Here is a 17957-nt window from a genome sequence, read left to right as displayed (position 1 = left end):
CCGCGTCCTCGTGAGGTCACTCCGCATGACGCACCCTGGCCGCAACACCGCCCGAAGCGACCTCGCCGAAGCCGCTTGACATCCATAGGAGCATCCGCCGCCCGCGGGGCCGGCCGGCGCCGGGTCAGCCCCAGTCCCGCGCGGAGCGCCCCCGCTTCGTCTCCGAGCGGCGCTTCTTCTCCCGCAGCCGGCGCTCGTTGATGCCGCGCGGCACGCGGGTCGGCCTGCGGGCCTTGGGCGGGGGCGCGGTGGCCTCGGCGAGCAGCGCCGCGAGACGCACGGCGGCGGCCTCGCGGTTGCGCCACTGGGAGCGGTGCTCGGAGGCGCGGACGACGACCACGCCGTCCACCAGCCGGCCGGCCAGCCGCTCCAGCGCCCGCCGCTTCCACGCCTCGGGCAGCGCCTGGGTCCGCGCGAGGTCGAAACGGAGCTCGACCTGCGAGTCGCTGGTGTTCACGTGCTGCCCGCCGGGCCCCGACGACCGCGAGAAACGCCACATGAGCTCGGCCTCGGGCAGGGAGACGGAGCCACGGACGGGGTAGGGACCGGACATGCCCTCCATGTTCCCGCCCCTGACCGGTCCACGTCACCCGAATAAGTCGCGTAAAGAAAGTAAAGGGACCCGGAACCCCGCGCCCCCCTCTCCGCGTTCAAGGGGATGGCGGTAGCTTCAGCTTCTGGCCAGTACGCACACGAGGGAAGGGACTCCCAACAATGGCTGTAAGCCTGTCCAAGGGTGGCAACGTCTCGCTCACCAAGGAGGCTCCGGGCCTGACCGCCGTCACCGTGGGCCTCGGCTGGGACGTCCGCACCACCACCGGCACGGACTTCGACCTCGACGCCTCGGCCATCGCGGTCAACGCACAGGGCAGGGTCTACTCGGACGCCCACTTCGTGTTCTTCAACAACAAGCAGACCCCGGACAACTCCATCGTCCACACCGGCGACAACCGCACGGGCGAGGGCGCCGGCGACGACGAGGCGATCAACGTCAACCTGGCCGCGCTCCCGGCCGACATCGACAAGATCGTCTTCCCGGTCTCGATCTACGACGCCGAGAACCGCAGCCAGAACTTCGGCCAGGTGCGCAACGCCTACATCCGCATCGTCAACCAGGCCGGCGGCGCCGAGATCGCCCGCTACGACCTGTCCGAGGACGCGGCCACCGAGACCGCCATGGTCTTCGGCGAGCTGTACCGCAACGGCGCGGAGTGGAAGTTCCGCGCGGTCGGCCAGGGCTACGCCTCGGGCCTGGCCGGCATCGCCCAGGACTTCGGCGTGAACGTCTGACGGACGCCCACCCGGATCGTCCCGCCGCCGCGGGAGCCGAGAGCCCCCGGTCACCGCGAGGACGGGCCGGGGGCTCCGGCCTGCCGGGGGCGGACGCGCGCCCGGGAGGGTCCCGGCGCCCCTCAGGGCCGCGCCGGCCTGCCCTCCCCGTACAGCCAGTCCGCCCAGATCCCGCGGAAGTCCTCCCCCGGGGCCGACCTCTCCACGTACGCCGTGAAGTCGCCGGTGTCCGCGTTGCCGTGGCGGTGCTCCCGCGCCCAGCCCTTCAGCAGGGCGCGGAACGGGCCGTCGCCGACCGTCTGCCGGATCTTGTGCAGGACCATCGCGCCGCGCTGGTAGACCGGGACGCCGGACAGGTGCGCCGCGTCGGGCGGCCGGGCCGGCGGGAACGACCAGAGCGCCTCGTCCGACCCCGCCTCGCGGAAGTAGGTGCCCGCGTACAGCGCGTCGAAGGTCTGCTGCGCGGTGTCGCCGCCGTGGTCCTCCTCCCACAGCCACGTCGCGTACGTCGCGAAGCCCTCGTTGAGCCACATGTCCCGCCAGGTCCTCGGGGTGACGGAGTCGCCGTACCACTGGTGGGCGATCTCGTGCACCAGCAGCCCGAGGGCCGGGGCGCCGGGGAAGACGGGGCGGTTCTGGGTCTCCAGCGCGTACCCGGCGTCCCCGGGGCGCTCCACGATCGCGCCCGTGGAGGAGAAGGGGTACGGGCCGAAGGTCCGCTCCGCCCACTCCACCACCTCGGGGAGCCGCGCCAGGACCGCGCGGCTCGCCCCGGCCTGCTCCGGGTCGACCGCCGTGTGCACGGGCAGGCCGCCCGAGGTCGTGGCGCGGTGGACGTCGTACCTGCCGACGGCGAGCGTGGCGAGGTAGCTCGCCATCGGTTCGGCGGTGCGCCAGCGGTAGGTGGTGCGGTCCCCCTTCGTCTCCTCGCCGGCCGGCTCCCCGTTGGACACCGCCCGCAGCCCCTTCGGCACGGTGACCGCGAGGGCGTACGTCGCCTTGTCGGAGGGGTGGTGGTTGCCGGGGAACCACGCCATCGACCCCGTCGGCTGCCCCAGGGCCAGCGCGCCGTCGGCGGTGCGCAGCCAGCCCTCCTCGGAGCCGTCCGGGTCGGTGACGGTGACGGGGGCGCCGGAGTAGCGGACGGCGACGCGGAAGCGCGCGCCGCGGTCGATGTCGCGGCGCGGGCGGATCGTCAGCTCCTGGCCGGCCCGGTGCCGGCTCGCGGGCGCCCCGTCGACGGTGACCTCCTCGACGTCCAGGCCCTGGAGATCGAGGTTCAGCGCGGAGAGGTCCTGGGTCGCGCGGGCGGTGAGCGTCGCGGTGCCGGTCAGGTGGTGGGCGCCGGGGTCGTAGGCGAGGTCGAGGGCGTAGTGGACGACGTCGTAACCGCCGTTGCCCGCCTTCGGGAAGTACGGGTCGCGGACACCGCTCGCGCCGGGAGCGCCGCCGACGCCGCCGCCGCACGCGGTCGCCGTGACCGCCGTGACGGCGGTGAGCAGGGCGGTCACGGCGGCGGTGAGCAGGCGGGGGCGGCGGGAGCGGCACGGGCGGCGGAAGCGGTGGGGACGGTGGGGGCGCACGCCGTGATCCTAGGGAGGCGCGGCGCCGGCCCCGGCCAGGTGCCCGTGCGGGCGGGCCCGCCGTGTCGTGACACCATCACCCCGTGCTCGACATCGGCTACGCCCTCTCCAACCGCTTCCCCGACCCGCCCCAGACCGACTACCGCCGCGCGGACGTCCACGCCCTGCGCCACGACCTGTTCTGCGGTGACGTCTACCTCGCCGACACCGGGTCGGACCGCGAGGTGTCCACGGCCTGGGGATGGGTGCCGGTGCTCGACTTCGCCTGGGCGCTGTGCGACATCGTGGAGCGCCTCGACCGGGACCCGGCGGGCTCCAGGGCCTCCCGTCCCCAGCGGGCCGAGCTGGACTTCACCGAGTCCACCGACCGCCTGCTCTTCGAGCGCCGCTTCGGATGGGTGGACATCGAGGCGGAGTGGCTGCCGGCCACCGAGCCCCCGCTGACCTTCTCCCACGCCGAACTCCGCCGCGAGGCCCGCGACTTCCTGCACGACCTCCTCGCCGACCTGATCGACCTGCACGAGGACCTCGGCGAGAACCCGGCCGTCTGGACCCTCCAGGCCCGCTATCCCCGGCTGGCGTGACCCGGGGCACGGACGGCCTCTCCCGCCGCCCGCTCATCCCTCCACCCGGATCCCCCACTCCGCCGCCAGCACCGGTGCCAGGTCCAGCAGCTGCGCCGGGCTGATCACCGCTCCCGCCAGCCGGTCCGCGCCCCGTGCGACCTCCAGCGGCGCGGCCCCGCGCAGGTCCACGTCCACCAGCGTGACGCCGGTGAGGTCCGCCCCCTTCAGCGCGCAGTCCACGAACTCCACCCGCTCCAGCCGGGCCCCGCCGAAGTCCGGCTCGACCAGGACGCAGCCCTCGAACACCACGTCCTCGAGCCGGGCCGAGCGCAGGTTCAGGAAGTCGATCTTGCCGCCCCGGACCAGCACCCGCTCCAGCACCGCCCCGTGCAGTCGCGTCCCCCCGAGCCGCGCGTCGGTCACCTCGACGTCCCGCAGGGTGGCCTCGGCCAGGTCCGTGCCCACCCCCCGGACACCGGTGAGGACCGAGTCCAGCACCCGCGCCCGGGACAGCCGCGCCTCGTCCAGCGCGCACCCCGTCAGCGCGCAGTCCAGGAAGCGCGCCCCCGCGCCGTTCTGCCCGGAGAGGTCCGCCTCGTGGAACTCCAGCCCGTCGTAGTCCCCGTCCGGCTCCAGCCCGCCTCCCGCGAACCGCTCCAGGGCGGGCAGCACCGGCTCGGGCCGCCGCGCCCCCTTCACTCCCCTGCCGCCCGCCGCTCTCCTCGCCATCCCCCCATGCTGCACCCCGCCACCGACAATCCGTCCGGTCCGCGGCGCTGACGGTCCGTCCGGCCCGCGGCGACCGCGCGCACGTCACCTCCCGGGGCCTTCGCGCGGCCGGGCCGGCGGGCACCCGGAGGCCCTCCCCGGGCGGCTCCCCGAAGACCTTCACCCCCGGGCCGGCGCCGACTTGACCTGAAGCATGCTCGAGGTTGCACCGTGGGGTCACGGCGGCGACACGGCCGCGACCCGACCCACCGGGGGGACCCCTGATGCGCGCCATCCGTCTGCACGCCTTCGGCCCGGCCGAGAACCTCACCCACGAGGAGGTCGAGGACCCCCGGCCGGGCCCGGGACAGGTCCGGATCGCCGTGCGGGCCGCCGGCGTCCACCTCCTGGACGTGGCCCTGCGGCAGGGCCTGCGGGGCCCCGCCCCGGCCCCGGCCGTCCTGCCGACCGTCCCGGGCCGCGAGGTCGCCGGGGTGGTCGACGCCCTCGGCGAGGGCACCTCCGCCGACTGGCTCGGCAGGCGGGTCGTCGCCCACCTCGGCTTCGCCCCCGGCGGTTACGCGGAACTGGCCGTCACCGACGCCGGCCGGCTGCACGAGATCCCGGAGCGCCTGGACTTCGCCGCGGCCGTCGCCATGATCGGCACCGGGCGCACGGCGATGGGCGTCGTGCAGTTCGCCGAGCCGGGCCCGGGCGACGTGGTCCTCGTCCCCGCCGCCGCCGGCGGCCTCGGCACCCTCCTCGCGCAGTACGCCAAGAACGCCGGCGCCACCGTCATCGGCCTGGCCGGCGGCCCCGCGAAGACGGCCCGGGTGGCGGCCGGCGGCGCCGACCTCGCCGTCGACTACACGGACCCGGACTGGCCCGCACGGCTCGAGGCCCACCGGGGCCGTGTCACCGTCGTGTACGACGGCGTCGGCGGCGACGTCGCCCGCACGGCGGTGGCCCTCCTGGCGCCGGGCGGCCGGCACGTCGTGTTCGGCTGGTCGTCCCAGGGCGTCGGCAGCGGCAGCCCCTACCTCGTCGAGGGCGTCTCCCTCAACGTCCTCGGCCCCGAGATGATGCGCCGGGCCGGCGGGGACGACCCCGTCCGCACCCTCGAACTGCGCGCCCTCGCCGAGGCCGCCGCGGGCCGGCTCGTCCCCGCCGTCCACCGCTTCCCCCTCGCCGAGGCCGCCGCCGCCCACCGGGCCCTGGAGAACCGGGGCACGACCGGAAAGGTCGTCCTGGAACCGTGAAACGGGGGTGCCCCGCCCACCGCGCCCGGCTACCGTGCGGAGGGTGATCCACATTCCCGAGGAACTCGCCGCTTTCCAGGAGAAGTTCAACAAGGAGGCCGGCCGGGCCTTCATCGCCGCCCTGCCCGGCCTGGCCGCCTCCTTCCTCGACCGCTGGGACCTGCGCGTCACCGGGGCGCCCCTGCACGGCGTGAGCGCCCTGGTCCTCCCGGTCGACCGCGCGGACGGTACGCCGGCGGTGCTGAAGCTCCAGCTCCGCGACGAGGAGACGGACGGCGAACCGGTCGCGCTGCGCCGGTGGGACGGCGACGGCGCGGTCCGCCTGCTGGACCACGACGAGCCCACCGGCACCCTGCTCCTGGAGCGCCTCGACGCCTCCCGCATGCTCGCGCACCACCCGGACGTCCACGAGGCCGTCCTGGTGATCGCCCGCCTCCTCGCCCGCCTCCACGCCGCTCCCGCCCCCGAGGGCGTGCGCCACCTCGGCGACAAGGCCCGCGACCTGCTCGAACGGACCCCCCGGGCCCTGGAGCACATCCCGGACCCGGCCGCCCGCCGGATCGTCGCCGACTGCGCGGCCGCCGTCCGGGAGGTCGCCGACGAGCCCGGCGACCGCCTCCTGCACTGGGACCTGCACGACGAGAACGTCCTGGCCGCGGACCGCGCCCCCTGGCTCGCCATCGACCCCAAGCCCCTGGTCGGCGACCCCGGCTTCGACCTCTGGCCCGCCCTGGACAACCGCTTCGACGCCGACGACGTCGCGTGGCGCTTCGACGCCATGACCGACGTCCTCGGCCTGGACCGCGAGCGGGCCCGCGCGTGGACGTACGGGAGGGTGCTGCAGAACTGCCTGTGGGAGATCGAGGACGGCCGCCCCCTGGACGACCGCGACCTGGAGCTCGCCCGCCGCCTGCGCCGCCGCGGGGCGTGAGGGACGCGGGACGTGCGACGCGGGGCAGGCACGCGGGGCACGAAGAACCCGGGCCGGGAAGGACCCGGCCCGGGTTCCAGCCGAGCCCCCTGTCGGATTCGAACCGACGACCTACGCATTACAAGTGCGTTGCTCTGGCCAGCTGAGCTAAGGAGGCACCGCGCGGCACGCGCGAAGGCTGGTCCACTGTACACAGAGCCGCTTTCACCGGGCCACGCACGTGCGGAGTGAGGCCCGCCCGCTCACTCCAGTTCGTACGCGAAGGTGTACGGCACCTCCGTCTCCCCGTGCCGGTAGGTGAACCCGCCCGTGCCGCGCAGCCCCGTCAGTCCCCCGGTGCCCGAGCCCTCGACGACCTCGAAGGTGCAGTGCACGGTGCCGTCGGCCTCGAAGCGTCCGCGCTCCTCCAGGACGAAGGTCCCCTCACGCCCGTCGACCCGGCCGCCGACGTGTTCCATCCCGGTGAAGGCGCCGGTCGTCCCGGTCAGGTAGGCGATCGCGTAGTCGCAGGCCGTGGCCTCGGCCTCGATGCCGCCCGAGAACGCGTTGATGACCGTGGCGCGCGCGAGCCGGGGGTGGGCGCCCTCCGGGGTGACGGGGTCCTCCTTCCAGTCGGCGAAGGTGAAGTGGCCGGTGGTGGTCCGGGTGGTGGGCACGGGTGTTCCCTTCCGTTGCTGTTCCGGTCTGCGGGTCCACCCTCCCGGCCGTACCTGACACCCTCTGTCAGGTACGGCGGGAGAATGGGCCGCATGCGCGCCGACCGCCTCCTCTCCCTGCTCCTGCTGCTGCAGAACCGCGGCCGGATGACCGCCCCCGAACTCGCGGCGGAGCTGGAGGTGTCGGTGCGCACCGTCTACCGGGACATCGAGGCGCTCGGCGCGTCGGGGGTGCCGGTCCGGGCGGAGCGCGGACCCGGGGGCGGCTACCGCCTGATGGAGGGGTACCGCACGCGGCTGACCGGGCTGACCGACGCGGAGGCCGGTTCGCTGTTCCTGGCCGGGCTGCCGGGACCGGCCGGGGAACTGGGCCTGGGGGCCGTCCTGGCGAGCGCCCAGCTGAAGGTGGAGGCCGCCCTGCCGGACGCCCTGGCCGGGCAGGCGCGGCGGGTGCGCGAACGGTTCCACCTGGACGCGCCGGCCTGGTTCCGGGACGCCGACCCCGTGCCGCACCTGGAGACCGTCGCGCGGGCGGTGTGGGAGCAGCGGGTGCTGCGCACCCGCTACCGGCGCTGGCGCGGCGAGGTGCGCCGCGAGGTGTGCCCGCTGGGCCTGGTGCTGAAGGGCGGCATCTGGTACCTGGCGGCGCTGGCGGAGGACGCCGTGCGCACCTACCGGGTGTCGCGTTTCCAGGCGGTGGAGGAGACGGACGAGGAGTTCACCCGTCCGGCCGGTTTCGACCTGGCCGCGTACTGGACGGAGTCCGCCCGGCGCCTGGAGGCGGCGCTGCACCGGGACACCGCCCGGCTGCGGCTCTCACCGCGCGGGCAGAAGCTGCTGCCGATGCAGTTCGGTGCGGCGGGGACCCGGGCGCTCGCGGAGGCGGGGCCGCCGGACGACGAGGGGTGGGTCGAGGTGGAGCTGTCCGTCGAGTCGGAGGCGATCGCGACCGGCGACCTGCTCCGGCTGGGCACCGAGGCGGAGGTGCTCGGTCCGGCGGGGCTGCGGCAGGCGGTCGCGGCGGCCGTGGCGGTGCTGGCGGACCGGTACGCGGCCGGCCGGTGACGCCCGCGCCCGCCGGGCCGTGATCCGCGCGCAACGCGGCCGTCACCCCAACGGCCGAAAGTTTCCGCGAAATTCACAGCCCCGGAACTACTGACAGACAGGTGAACGCCGGGTACCGTCCTGTGCCAGTTCACCCCTGTGGACTACACCACAACGGAACACCCGTCGTGGCAACACCTTCCTACTCGGATCGTCCGGCACGTTCCTGCCGGTAGAAGGGGACCGTTCACCATGGCCACTGTCACGTTCGACAAGGCGACCCGGATCTACCCGGGTTCCACCAAGCCCGCCGTCGACGCCCTCGACATCGATATCGCGGACGGCGAGTTCCTCGTCCTGGTCGGCCCGTCCGGCTGCGGCAAGTCCACCTCGCTCCGGATGCTCGCGGGGCTCGAGGACGTCAACGGCGGCGCCATCCGCATCGGTGACCGCGACGTCACGCACCTGCCGCCCAAGGACCGGGACATCGCCATGGTGTTCCAGAACTACGCGCTCTACCCGCACATGACGGTCGCCGACAACATGGGCTTCGCGCTCAAGATCGCCGGCGTCAACAAGGCGGAGATCCGGCAGAAGGTCGAGGAGGCCGCGAAGATCCTCGACCTGACCGAGTACCTGGACCGCAAGCCGAAGGCGCTCTCCGGCGGTCAGCGCCAGCGCGTCGCCATGGGCCGCGCCATCGTGCGCGAGCCGCAGGTGTTCCTCATGGACGAGCCGCTGTCCAACCTGGACGCCAAGCTCCGCGTGTCCACCCGTACGCAGATCGCCTCGCTCCAGCGCCGCCTGGGCATCACCACCGTCTACGTCACCCACGACCAGATCGAGGCCCTCACCATGGGCGACCGGGTCGCGGTCCTCAAGGACGGTCTGCTCCAGCAGGTCGACACCCCGCGCAACATGTACGACAAGCCCGCGAACCTCTTCGTCGCCGGCTTCATCGGCTCCCCGGCGATGAACCTGATCGAGGTCCCGATCACCGACGGCGGTGTGAAGTTCGGCAACTCGGTGGTGCCGGTCCAGCGCGACGCGCTGGCCTCCACCACCGACAAGACCGTCACGGTCGGCGTCCGCCCCGAGCACTTCGACGTGGCCGGCGCCGACTCCGACCTCGGCGTCGAGGTCACCGTCAACGTCGTGGAGGAGCTGGGCTCCGACGCGTTCGTCTACGGCACCGCGCAGATCGGCGGCGAGGCCAAGGACGTCGTCGTCCGCGTCGGCGGCCGCGAGGTCCCGGAGAAGGGCAGCCAGCTGCACGTCGTGCCGCGGGCGGGCGAGACCCACGTGTTCTCGACCTCGACCGGCGCGCGCCTCTCCGACTGAGGCACCGGACCGGGCACACGGCCCCGGGGAGATTCACCCGGGATGATGAAGAAGGGCCCCGCAGGCCGCTGCGGGGCCCTCTCCTTTGTCGACAAGTACCCCGGCACGGCGGACATTTCGAGCAGCGTGCGTCAACACACCCCTTCGAAACCTCCCGCCCCCGTCCCCCGAACCGGTGACGCAAGGCTTGCGGTCAGCTACCTACCGCTACCCTCACACGCGTGAAGCACTCCACGAACCCTCAGACGCGACGCGGCGGGGGCCCCGCCCTCCGGATCGGCCGCACCCTCGCCTTCGTCCTGCCCGTCGTCCTGGTGCTCTCCGGGACCCTCGCGGTCGCCCGGGTCAACTGGTCGGGGACGGCCCCCTCGAGCCCGGTGCTCACCGCCGCGGACGCCTCCGCGCCCGGCGCCTCCTCGCGTGCCGCCGCCCGCGCGCCGCAGGACGTGCTGCGCGACGCGCTGCTGGCCGAACTGCAGGAGGAGAACCCGGGCGTCGCGCTCACCCACCTCCAGCAGGCCGTCGACGACCGCCCCTCGCTGGCGAAGCACTGCGCCTCCATCGCCCGCTCCCTCGGCAAGGCCGCGGTCCGGATGTACGGCCCCACCAGGGCCCAGTCCTACGCCCGCCCGGTCTGCGACACCTCCTTCGCGTCGGGGGTCGTCACCGCCCACCGCTGAGCACACCGCCCGCCCCCGGGCCCGCACCCCGCCCCCGGGCCCGCGCCTCCCCGCACCGGGCCCGCACCCCATGACCCCGGGCCCGCGGCTCACCGCACCGGCCGCACCGCGCCGGTGCGGAGGAGGAGCCGCCGGCTTCACCGGGCCACCGGTCCCGGCCGCTCGCGGAGCGCCACGTACAGTTCCGCCCATGACCGATCCGAGCGCCGCGTCCCGCCCCGTCCAAGCCGTCGTCCTGGCCGGCGGCCAAGGCTCCCGGCTCCGTCCGTACACCGACGACCGGCCCAAGCCGATGGTCGAGATCCCCGGCACGGGGACCCCGATCATCGGCCATCAGCTCTCCTGGCTCGCCGAGGAGGGCGTGACGGACGTGGTGGTCTCCTGCGGCCACCTCGCCGAGGTCCTGCAGGAGTGGCTGGAGACCGCCGACCTGCCCGTCGCCGTCACCACCGCCGTCGAGACGGAGCCCCTCGGCCGCGGCGGCGGCCTGAAGCACGCCGCCGCGCACCTGCCGTACCCGGACCGCCCCTGGTACGCCACCAACGGCGACATCTGGACCCGTTTCTCGCTGCGCGACATGGCGGACTTCCACACCGAGCGGGACGCCGTCGCGACCCTCGCCCTGGCCCGCCCGCGCATCCCGTGGGGCGCGGTGCGGACGGACGGCTTCGGCCACATCACCGACTTCATCGAGGCCCCGCCGTCGACCTTCGAGATCAACGCGGGCGTGTACGTCTTCTCCCCCGGCTTCGCCGACCTGCTCCCGGAGCGCGGCGACCACGAGCGCACCACGTTCCCGCACCTGGCCCGGGAGCGCCGGCTGGCCGGGTTCCCGATCCCCCAGGGCTCCTACTGGCGGGCGATCGACACCGCGAAGGACCTGACGGAGGCGGCGAAGGAGCTGGCGGCGCAGGGCCGCTGACGCGCCCTCACGGCAACGCGAAGGGGTTCCCGCACCTCGGTCCGTGCGGGAACCCCTTCGTCCGTGCGGGCTGTTCCTACCCCAGGAGGCCGCCCACGAGGCCCCGCCTTCCCGAGGAGGAGCCGCTGCCGTCGCCGCCGCCTTCGCCGTCGCCGCTCGGGGTGCCGCTGCTGCTACCGGTGGCGCTGCCGCCCGAGGTCGGGCCGGAGCTGGTGCTCGGCGCCCGGTCGACCGGGGAGGACTGCTGGGGCGGCACCTGCCCGGTGCCGTCCCCGGTCCGGCCGGGGGCGCCGGTGGTGGCTCCGGCGCCCTGGGTGGCGCCCGGGGTGGTGGCCCCGGCGGACGGACCGGTCGGGCCGGAGGTGGTGGCGCTCCGGCTGGGCGGGGTGGAGGCCGGCGGGGTGCGCCGCTTCGGCGACTCACCGGGCTCCTGCGGGAGCGGGGAGCCGGGGAGTTCGTTGCGCGGGGCCTCTCCGGGACCCGGGACGACCACGCGGTCGGCGTCGCGGACGGCGCCGCCGAGCAGCGAGCCGACGAGCAGGGCGAGCCCGCAGACCACGGTGGTGACGAGGGCGCCGCGGCGCAGGACGTGGCGGCGCAGGTCCCAGATGTCGGCGCGGGGGCCGAGCCGGCGCCAGGCGCCGCTCGCGAGGCGGCCGTCGACGGAGTAGACGGGGGCGCCCGCGATGACCAGCGGGGACCAGGCGGCGAGGTGGATGATGTCGGGCGTCTCGTAGACGGGGGCGCTCTTCCAGCTGACGGTGACCAGCAGCGCCGCCGAGAGCAGCGCGCCGACCGCGGCCGCCACCCGCTGCCAGCAGCCGAGGGCGGTCAGGACGCCGACGACGATCTGGAGGAAGGCGACGGCCAGTCCGGAGCCGACGGGGTGCTCCAGGGCGAACTGGCGCAGCGGCTCGGCGGCTTCCCAGGGGTGCAGGGTGTTCAGCCACTTGACCATGGAGCCGCGCTCGCCGCCCTCGAAGTAGAGGGGGTCGCAGAGCTTGCCCATCCCGGCGTAGACGGAGATGCCGCCGAGGAAGAGCCGCAGCGGGAACAGGACGATGCCGAGGTTCATCCGGCGGCCGGGGTAGTAGGCGTGCCGGGCCGGGTCGTCGGCGTGCCGCCTGCCGCGCCGGCCGGTGTCCTCGAACACGTCCTCGTCGTACGCGGACCGGTCGTGGCCGGTGTGACCGAAGCCGTCGTGGTCGGGTTCGTCGTAGGCGCTGCCGACCGTGCGCCCGGGGGGCAGCAGGGGTCCGTCGCCGGGCCCGCGCGGGGCGCCGACGAACGGGATCTCGAGGGGCTGGGTGGCCGGGCCGTCGTCGTAGGCGTCGTGACCGGTGCCCGGGCGGGGGATGACCCGGGTGGCGCCCCCGGTGTCGGTGAGCGGTTCGTCGGCGTGCCGGACGCCCTCGCGCCGCACGGCCTGGAGGAGCCGGTGGGCGCCGGTGTCGTCGGGGGCGGACCGGCCGCTCCAGACGACGGGACGGCGGCGGGGAGCGGCCCGGCCCGGCGCGCCCATGGTGGTGACGACGGGGATGCGGGCGGTCTCCTCGACGGCGCTCGGATACCGCGCGGTCCGCGGCGGCCGGGCCGAAGCGCCCAGCTGCACGCGGAAGCTGGCGTGATTGACGATGACCTGCGCCGGATCGCTCGGCACCTTCACCATGCTCAGCGCGGGAGCGTCGTCGAGTCCCGACGAGCGGTCCCCCGTGGGTGTGCGGGGTGTTCTGGTGTCCACACTCATCTAACCGAGTGACACGGTGTTAGGACACTGCCTTGACCCGCCGGAAGTGTCCGGACAGCGTCAAGCTGGCCCGGACCGTCCGGAACGCCCCGGTCGGACGACGGGGTCGCACACCCGTTCAGGGGCTTCGCGCGCCCCCGGTGGGATCAGCCCCGGCGCCGGGCCGCCTCGTACAGGACGATGCCCGCCGCCACACCGGCGTTGAGCGACTCCGCGCCGCCCGGCATCGGGATCCGCACCCGGAGGTCGCACGTCTCGCCGACCAGCCGGGACAGCCCCTTGCCCTCGCTGCCGACGACGATGACGACCGGGCCGTCGAGCGCGTCCAGCTCGCCGATCCCGGCGTCCCCGTCGGCGGCCAGGCCGACGACCACGAGCCCGGCCTTCTTGTACGCCTCCAGGGCGCGCGTGAGGTTGGTGGCGCGGGCGACGGGCGTACGGGCGGCCGTCCCCGCGGACGTCTTCCACGCGCCGGCGGTCATGCCGGCGGCGCGCCGCTCGGGCACGACGACGCCGTGGCCGCCGAAGGCGGAGACGGAGCGGACGACGGCGCCGAGGTTGCGCGGGTCGGTGACGCCGTCCAGGGCGACGATCAGCGGGTCCTCGCCCTCGTCGTGGGCGGCCGCGACGAGGTCCTCGGGGTGGGCGTACTCGTACGGCGGGACCTGGAGGACCAGACCCTGGTGGTTCAGGCCGTTCGTCATGCGGTCGAGCTCGGGGCGGGGCGCCTCCATGAGGTTGATCCCGCCGCGCTCGGCCGCCAGCTGGAGCGCCTCGCGCACCCGCTCGTCGTTGTCGATGAACTGCTGGACGTACAGCGTGGAGGCGGGCACGCCCTCGCGCAGCGCCTCGACGACGGGGTTGCGCCCGACGACGAGTTCGGACGTCGAGCGGCCCCCGCCGCGCCGCTGCTGCGGGCGGCCCTGGGCGCGGCGCGCCTTCGCCTGGGCGGCGCGCTGCTTGGCGTGGCCCTTGCGCATCTCGGCGGGCGGGGTCGGCCCCTTGCCTTCGAGGCCCCGGCGCCGCTGGCCGCCACTGCCGACCTGCGCGCCCTTCTTGCCGGACATGCGGCGGTTGTTCGCGGCCATGAGGTATCCGTCTTCCGTGAAGTGGTGGGTGCGTGCGTTGTGTCTGTGGGGAGTGTGTCTGCGTGGTGTGCCGCCCGGCGCCCCGGGCGGCGCGGCCGGTCACGGGGGCCGCCGGGCCCCCGTGGTCCTCAGCGCGGGCCGAGGCTCCAGCGCGGTCCTTGCGGGCTGTCCTCGACGACCAGGCCGGACTGGCCCAGCCGGTCGCGGATGGCGTCCGCGGTGGCCCAGTCCTTGCGGGCGCGGGCGGCCTCGCGCTGGTCGAGGACGAGGCGGACGAGGCTGTCGACCACGCCGTGCAGGTCCTCGCCCCGGTCGTCCCCGCCGGCCCAGTGCGGGTCGAGGGGGTCGAGACCGAGGACGCCCAGCATCGCACGGACCTCGGCGAGCCGGGCCACGGCGGCTTCCTTGTCGTCGGCGGCCAGCGCGCTGTTGCCCTGCCGGACGGTGGTGTGCACCACCGCCAGCGCCTGCGGCACGCCCAGGTCGTCGTCCATGGCCTCGGCGAAGGCGGGCGGCACCTCGGCGGACGGCTCGACCGGCCCGCCGGCGAGTTCCGCGGCGCGCTGCACGAAGCCCTCGATGCGCGCGAACGCGGACTCGGCCTCGCGCAGGGCCTCCTCGCTGTACTCGATCATCGAGCGGTAGTGCGGGGTGCCGAGGTAGTAGCGCAGCACGACGGGCCGCCACCGCTTGACCATCTCGGACACGAGCACGCTGTTGCCGAGCGACTTCGACATCTTCTCGCCGCTCATGGTGACCCAGGCGTTGTGCACCCAGTACCGGGCGAACTCGTCGCCGTAGGCCTTGGCCTGGGCGATCTCGTTCTCGTGGTGCGGGAAGACCAGGTCGAGGCCGCCGCCGTGGATGTCGAAGGCGGTGCCGAGGTACTTGTGCGCCATCGCCGAGCACTCCAGGTGCCAGCCCGGGCGCCCGCGGCCCCAGGGCGTCTCCCAGCTCGGCTCGCCGGGCTTGGCCGCCTTCCACATCGCGAAGTCGCGCGGGTCGCGCTTGCCGGTCTCGCCCTCGCCGGAGGGCTGGAGGAGGTTCTCCAGCTCCTGGTTGGACAGCCGCAGGTACTCCGGGAACGAGGTGACGGCGAAGTAGACGTTGCCGTCGGCCTCGTAGGCGTGGCCGCGCTCGATGAGGCCGCGCATCATCTCGACCATCTCGGTGATGTGGCCGGTGGCGCGCGGCTCGTAGCTGGGGGGCAGGCAGCCGAGGGCCCGGTAGCCGTCGGTGAAGGCGCGCTCGTTCTCGTAGCCGATGGACCACCAGGGGCGGCCCTGCTCCGCGGACTTGGCGATGATCTTGTCGTCGATGTCGGTGACGTTGCGGATGAACGTCACCTCCAGGCCGCGGTACTCGAACCAGCGGCGCATGATGTCGAAGTTCAGCCCCGAGCGGATGTGCCCGATGTGCGGCGCCGCCTGCACGGTGGCACCGCACAGGTAGATCGAGACACAACCCGGCCGGAGCGGGATGAAGTCGCGGATCTGCCGGGCGCTGGTGTCGTACAGGCGAATAGTCACCCCTCCAGGGTAGTGGGCCCCGGAGCGTGCCCGGCGCCTTCCGGTGATTCGACGCGCACGGAGGCCGCGGGCCCCGGGCGCCGGGCCGCCGGGACACGGCCCGCGGACGGGGCCCGCCCGGCCCCGCCGGGGGCGGGCCGGGCGGTGCGCGGGCCGTGCCGCGGGGGCCCGGCGCCGTGCGGCGCGGCGGTCCCGCGCGCCCCGGGGCGAGGGGCGGGCCGCCGGTCAGCCCGCGCGCACGACCAGCGCCGTCGCCACCGCCATGAGGCCTTCCCCCCGGCCGGGGAAGCCGAGCCCGTCCGTCGTGGCCCCCGACACCGACACCGGCGCCCCGGCGGCCTCCGACAGGATCTTCTGGGCCTCCTCCCGGCGCTTGCCGATCTTCGGCCGGGGGCCGACGACCTGCACCGCGACGTTGCCGATCCGGAACCCGGCCTCCCGCACGATGCGCGCGGCCTCGGTCAGCAGCGTCACGCCGGACGCCCCGGACCACTCGGGCCGCCCGGTGCCGAAGTGCTGCCCCAGGTCGCCGAGCCCGGCGGCGGAGAACAGCGCGTTGCAGGCGGCGTGCGCGACGACGTCCGCGTCGGAGTGCCCGGCCAGGCCCGGCCCCTCGCCCTCCCACTTCAGGCCGGCGCACCACAGCTCCCGGCCGTCCTCGAAGGCGTGGATGTCGGTGCCGACGCCGACCCGGGGCAGCGGGTACGGCGGGGGCGCCTCGGAAGCCGTCGTCTCAGAAGCCATCGTTGAGCCTCCTGCGGGCCAGGACCGCCTCGGCGAGGACCAGGTCGAGGGGGCGGGTGACCTTGAAGGCCTCCTCGTGGCCGGGGACGGTGACGACGGTCGGGCCGAGCTGCTCGACCATGCTCGCGTCGTCGGTGACGTCGTCCGTCACCGTCTCGTGCGCGCGCACCAGGGTGGCCCGGTCGAAGCCCTGCGGGGTCTGCACCGCGCGCAGCCGGGACCGGTCCGGGGTGGCGACCACGCGCTCGGGCCCGCCCGGCGTGCCGGCGGGCTCGACCTGCTTGACCGTGTCGGCGAGCGGCAGCACGGGAACGACGGCGACGGCGCCGTCGCGGACGGCCTCGACGACGGCGTCCACGGTGTCCACGGGGACGAGCGGGCGGGCCGCGTCGTGCACCAGGACGATGTCGTAGCCGGGCGGCAGCGCCCGCAGGCCGAGCCGCACGGACTCCTGGCGGCTCTCGCCACCGGGGACGACGAGGAAGTCGGTGCGCTCGGGCAGGGCGTGCGCGTCGAGCAGCGTCCTGACCTCGGCGGCGCCGTCGGGCGGGGCCACGACGACGACCAGGGAGACCGCGCGGGAGTCGGCCATCGCGCGGATCGCGTGGATGAGCATGGGAGTGCCGCCGAGGGCCCGGAGGGCCTTGGGGGCGCCCGGCCCGAGCCGTACGCCGCGGCCGGCGGCCGGGATCACGGCCGCCGTCCGGACGGTCGCACGGTCGGGCGCGAGGGTCGTCCGGGGCGGGTGGAGAGGGTCGTCAGACATCGGTTCCTGTCAGGTTTGTGTGCTCGGCCTAGCTGGGTATGGCCTGGACGTGCCCCCGCTCCCGGAGCGGGGGCGGTGCCGGGCGCGACGCCTCGACCAGCCCCTTCCGTGACCCTGGTCGGGCCGGCCGCCCGGGGCCCGGCACACCGGGGGCGGGACGTGAGTGATGACACATTCCCCGGCGCGGCGCAAGTGCGACGCGGGCACGACGGCCCACGGAGTCCGGGTACGAACATGCCGCAGCGCCCGGCGACATCCAGGACGTCATCGGGCACCGCGGCATTTCGGTGTGCTGAGTGCTGAGCGAGCGACGCTCCGCCTCGGTCTCAGGAGGCGAGAACCTCGTCGAGCAGGGCTTCGGCCTTGTCCTCGTTGGTGTTCTCCGCGAGGGCGAGTTCACTGACCAGAATCTGGCGCGCCTTGGCGAGCATGCGCTTCTCACCTGCGGAGAGTCCACGCTCGCGCTCACGGCGCCACAGGTCGCGCACGACTTCCGCGACCTTGATGACGTCGCCCGAGGCGAGCTTCTCCAGGTTTGCCTTGTAACGACGGGACCAGTTCGTGGGCTCCTCGGCGTACGGCGCGCGCAGCACCTCGAAGACTCGGTCCAGCCCGTCCTGACCGACCACATCGCGCACGCCGACGAACTCCGCATTGTCCGCTGGCACACGTACCGTCAGGTCACCCTGGGCGACCTTCAGCACCAAGTAGGTCTTGTCCACGCCTTTGATCTGGCGAGTTTCGATTGCCTCGATCAGCGCGGCCCCGTGATGGGGATAGACCACGGTGTCGCCAACCTTGAACGTCATGTGACAGGTACCCCTTCCGTGGCTATCCAGGGTAACACGGATACGGCGTCTTCTGAATGGCGTTTTCGCAGGTCAGGGCCATTCTCGGGGCTTGACAACAGCGACGGGAACGTGCTGCGGACGCCGAACGGAAGCGGATATTCGCAGGTCGGAGCGGCTCTCCGGGGCAGGCGAAACGCGCCCGCCGCGCATCTCGGAACGTGCGCACACGCGACCGAACAGCCCCATATGTCCGGTTCCAGGTGTGCGACTTCCGCTACTCCGTTCGGTGAGCCGAGCGGGGTTCCGGCCGAA

The 17957-nt window shown here is 74.4% G+C and carries 18 protein-coding genes and 1 tRNA gene; 8 read left to right on the top strand and 11 right to left on the bottom strand.

Annotated elements, in window-relative coordinates:
• Positions 1 to 124 precede the first annotated feature (124 nt).
• Positions 125 to 562, bottom strand: coding sequence for an alternative ribosome rescue aminoacyl-tRNA hydrolase ArfB (gene arfB / locus ACZ56B_RS15445; RefSeq protein WP_468790013.1), 438 nt, complete (start codon positions 560 to 562; stop codon positions 125 to 127).
• A 152-nt stretch (positions 563 to 714) separates the two neighbouring features.
• On the opposite strand from arfB, the gene ACZ56B_RS15440 reads away from it, so the two are divergent.
• On the top strand, positions 715 to 1290 hold the full coding sequence (locus ACZ56B_RS15440) for a TerD family protein (protein WP_468790011.1): 576 nt from the start codon (positions 715 to 717) through the stop codon (positions 1288 to 1290).
• 122 nt (positions 1291 to 1412) lie between these two features.
• On the opposite strand, the gene ACZ56B_RS15435 is transcribed toward ACZ56B_RS15440, so the two are convergent.
• Positions 1413 to 2873 carry a M1 family metallopeptidase gene (locus ACZ56B_RS15435; protein ID WP_468790009.1) on the bottom strand — a complete coding sequence of 487 codons (1461 nt, stop codon included), beginning with the start codon at positions 2871 to 2873 and terminating at the stop codon, positions 1413 to 1415.
• Positions 2874 to 2956: 83 nt separating this feature from the next.
• Between ACZ56B_RS15435 and ACZ56B_RS15430 the strand changes: the two genes are divergently transcribed.
• A complete protein-coding gene (locus ACZ56B_RS15430; protein ID WP_468790007.1) occupies positions 2957 to 3457 on the top strand; it encodes a hypothetical protein in 501 nt (166 codons plus the stop codon).
• Positions 3458 to 3490: 33 nt separating this feature from the next.
• On the opposite strand, the gene ACZ56B_RS15425 is transcribed toward ACZ56B_RS15430, so the two are convergent.
• A complete protein-coding gene (locus tag ACZ56B_RS15425) occupies positions 3491 to 4168 on the bottom strand; it encodes a pentapeptide repeat-containing protein (RefSeq protein ID WP_468790005.1) in 678 nt (225 codons plus the stop codon).
• 263 nt (positions 4169 to 4431) lie between these two features.
• Here ACZ56B_RS15425 and ACZ56B_RS15420 point away from each other — a divergent pair, with 263 nt between their 5' ends.
• Positions 4432 to 5406 carry a zinc-binding dehydrogenase gene (locus ACZ56B_RS15420; protein WP_468790003.1) on the top strand — a complete coding sequence of 325 codons (975 nt, stop codon included), beginning with the start codon at positions 4432 to 4434 and terminating at the stop codon, positions 5404 to 5406.
• Positions 5407 to 5440: 34 nt separating this feature from the next.
• Entirely contained in the window at positions 5441 to 6337 is an 897-nt protein-coding gene (locus ACZ56B_RS15415) for an aminoglycoside phosphotransferase family protein (protein ID WP_468790001.1), read from the top strand.
• Positions 6338 to 6420: 83 nt separating this feature from the next.
• On the opposite strand, the gene ACZ56B_RS15410 is transcribed toward ACZ56B_RS15415, so the two are convergent.
• Positions 6421 to 6494, bottom strand: a tRNA-Thr gene (locus ACZ56B_RS15410).
• A gap of 85 nt (positions 6495 to 6579) precedes the next feature.
• Positions 6580 to 6993 carry a DUF3224 domain-containing protein gene (locus ACZ56B_RS15405; protein ID WP_468789999.1) on the bottom strand — a complete coding sequence of 138 codons (414 nt, stop codon included), beginning with the start codon at positions 6991 to 6993 and terminating at the stop codon, positions 6580 to 6582.
• Positions 6994 to 7086: 93 nt separating this feature from the next.
• Here ACZ56B_RS15405 and ACZ56B_RS15400 point away from each other — a divergent pair, with 93 nt between their 5' ends.
• From ACZ56B_RS15400 to ACZ56B_RS15385, 4 genes are all read left to right on the top strand, one after another.
• Positions 7087 to 8058, top strand: a complete 972-nt coding sequence (locus ACZ56B_RS15400) for a helix-turn-helix transcriptional regulator (RefSeq protein ID WP_468789997.1) — start codon at positions 7087 to 7089, stop codon at positions 8056 to 8058.
• Between the two features lie 231 nt (positions 8059 to 8289).
• A complete protein-coding gene (locus ACZ56B_RS15395; RefSeq protein WP_468789995.1) occupies positions 8290 to 9378 on the top strand; it encodes an ABC transporter ATP-binding protein in 1089 nt (362 codons plus the stop codon).
• 221 nt (positions 9379 to 9599) lie between these two features.
• The gene (locus tag ACZ56B_RS15390) at positions 9600 to 10058 is read left to right on the top strand and encodes a hypothetical protein (RefSeq protein WP_468789993.1); all 459 of its coding nucleotides are present in this window, start codon (positions 9600 to 9602) and stop codon (positions 10056 to 10058) included.
• Between the two features lie 190 nt (positions 10059 to 10248).
• Entirely contained in the window at positions 10249 to 10980 is a 732-nt protein-coding gene (locus ACZ56B_RS15385) for a nucleotidyltransferase family protein (protein ID WP_468789991.1), read from the top strand.
• Positions 10981 to 11056: 76 nt separating this feature from the next.
• Here the strand turns inward: ACZ56B_RS15385 and ACZ56B_RS15380 are convergent, their stop codons facing one another.
• The 6 genes from ACZ56B_RS15380 to ACZ56B_RS15355 all read right to left on the bottom strand — a co-directional run bounded on the left by ACZ56B_RS15380 (position 11057) and on the right by ACZ56B_RS15355 (position 17663).
• Positions 11057 to 12727: a DoxX family protein gene (locus ACZ56B_RS15380; protein WP_468789989.1), complete on the bottom strand. Its 1671-nt coding sequence runs from the start codon at positions 12725 to 12727 to the stop codon at positions 11057 to 11059.
• A 146-nt stretch (positions 12728 to 12873) separates the two neighbouring features.
• On the bottom strand, positions 12874 to 13815 hold the full coding sequence (gene rlmB / locus ACZ56B_RS15375; protein ID WP_468789987.1) for a 23S rRNA (guanosine(2251)-2'-O)-methyltransferase RlmB: 942 nt from the start codon (positions 13813 to 13815) through the stop codon (positions 12874 to 12876).
• 128 nt (positions 13816 to 13943) lie between these two features.
• A complete protein-coding gene (gene cysS, locus ACZ56B_RS15370) occupies positions 13944 to 15344 on the bottom strand; it encodes a cysteine--tRNA ligase (protein WP_468789985.1) in 1401 nt (466 codons plus the stop codon).
• A 225-nt stretch (positions 15345 to 15569) separates the two neighbouring features.
• The gene (gene ispF, locus ACZ56B_RS15365; protein WP_468789983.1) at positions 15570 to 16088 is read right to left on the bottom strand and encodes a 2-C-methyl-D-erythritol 2,4-cyclodiphosphate synthase; all 519 of its coding nucleotides are present in this window, start codon (positions 16086 to 16088) and stop codon (positions 15570 to 15572) included.
• Positions 16078 to 16854 (bottom strand): 2-C-methyl-D-erythritol 4-phosphate cytidylyltransferase, encoded by a 777-nt coding sequence (ispD, locus tag ACZ56B_RS15360; protein ID WP_468789981.1) that lies wholly within the window; start codon positions 16852 to 16854, stop codon positions 16078 to 16080. Before ispD ends, ispF begins: the two co-directional genes overlap by 11 nt.
• A gap of 326 nt (positions 16855 to 17180) precedes the next feature.
• Complete coding sequence (locus ACZ56B_RS15355; protein ID WP_003953493.1) at positions 17181 to 17663, bottom strand: CarD family transcriptional regulator; 483 nt, start codon at positions 17661 to 17663, stop codon at positions 17181 to 17183.
• Positions 17664 to 17957: the final 294 nt, after the last annotated feature.

This window comes from Streptomyces sp. NPDC034670 (assembly GCF_055574875.1).
The sequence above is the reverse complement of the archived record's forward strand: the minus strand, read 5'-3'. Positions and strand labels throughout refer to the sequence as shown.

Excerpts from the sequence above, each read along its gene's own strand:
- arfB (WP_468790013.1), bottom strand. The coding sequence starts at position 562 with ATGGAGGGCATGTCCGGTCCCTACCCCGTCCGTGGCTCCGTCTCCCTG.
- ACZ56B_RS15440 (WP_468790011.1), top strand. The coding sequence starts at position 715 with ATGGCTGTAAGCCTGTCCAAGGGTGGCAACGTCTCGCTCACCAAGGAG.
- ACZ56B_RS15425 (WP_468790005.1), bottom strand. The coding sequence starts at position 4,168 with ATGGCGAGGAGAGCGGCGGGCGGCAGGGGAGTGAAGGGGGCGCGGCGG.
- ACZ56B_RS15420 (WP_468790003.1), top strand. The coding sequence starts at position 4,432 with ATGCGCGCCATCCGTCTGCACGCCTTCGGCCCGGCCGAGAACCTCACC.
- ACZ56B_RS15400 (WP_468789997.1), top strand. The coding sequence starts at position 7,087 with ATGCGCGCCGACCGCCTCCTCTCCCTGCTCCTGCTGCTGCAGAACCGC.
- ACZ56B_RS15395 (WP_468789995.1), top strand. The coding sequence starts at position 8,290 with ATGGCCACTGTCACGTTCGACAAGGCGACCCGGATCTACCCGGGTTCC.
- ACZ56B_RS15385 (WP_468789991.1), top strand. The coding sequence starts at position 10,249 with ATGACCGATCCGAGCGCCGCGTCCCGCCCCGTCCAAGCCGTCGTCCTG.
- ACZ56B_RS15380 (WP_468789989.1), bottom strand. The coding sequence starts at position 12,727 with ATGAGTGTGGACACCAGAACACCCCGCACACCCACGGGGGACCGCTCG.
- rlmB (WP_468789987.1), bottom strand. The coding sequence starts at position 13,815 with ATGGCCGCGAACAACCGCCGCATGTCCGGCAAGAAGGGCGCGCAGGTC.
- ispF (WP_468789983.1), bottom strand. The coding sequence starts at position 16,088 with ATGGCTTCTGAGACGACGGCTTCCGAGGCGCCCCCGCCGTACCCGCTG.
- ispD (WP_468789981.1), bottom strand. The coding sequence starts at position 16,854 with ATGTCTGACGACCCTCTCCACCCGCCCCGGACGACCCTCGCGCCCGAC.
- ACZ56B_RS15355 (WP_003953493.1), bottom strand. The coding sequence starts at position 17,663 with ATGACGTTCAAGGTTGGCGACACCGTGGTCTATCCCCATCACGGGGCC.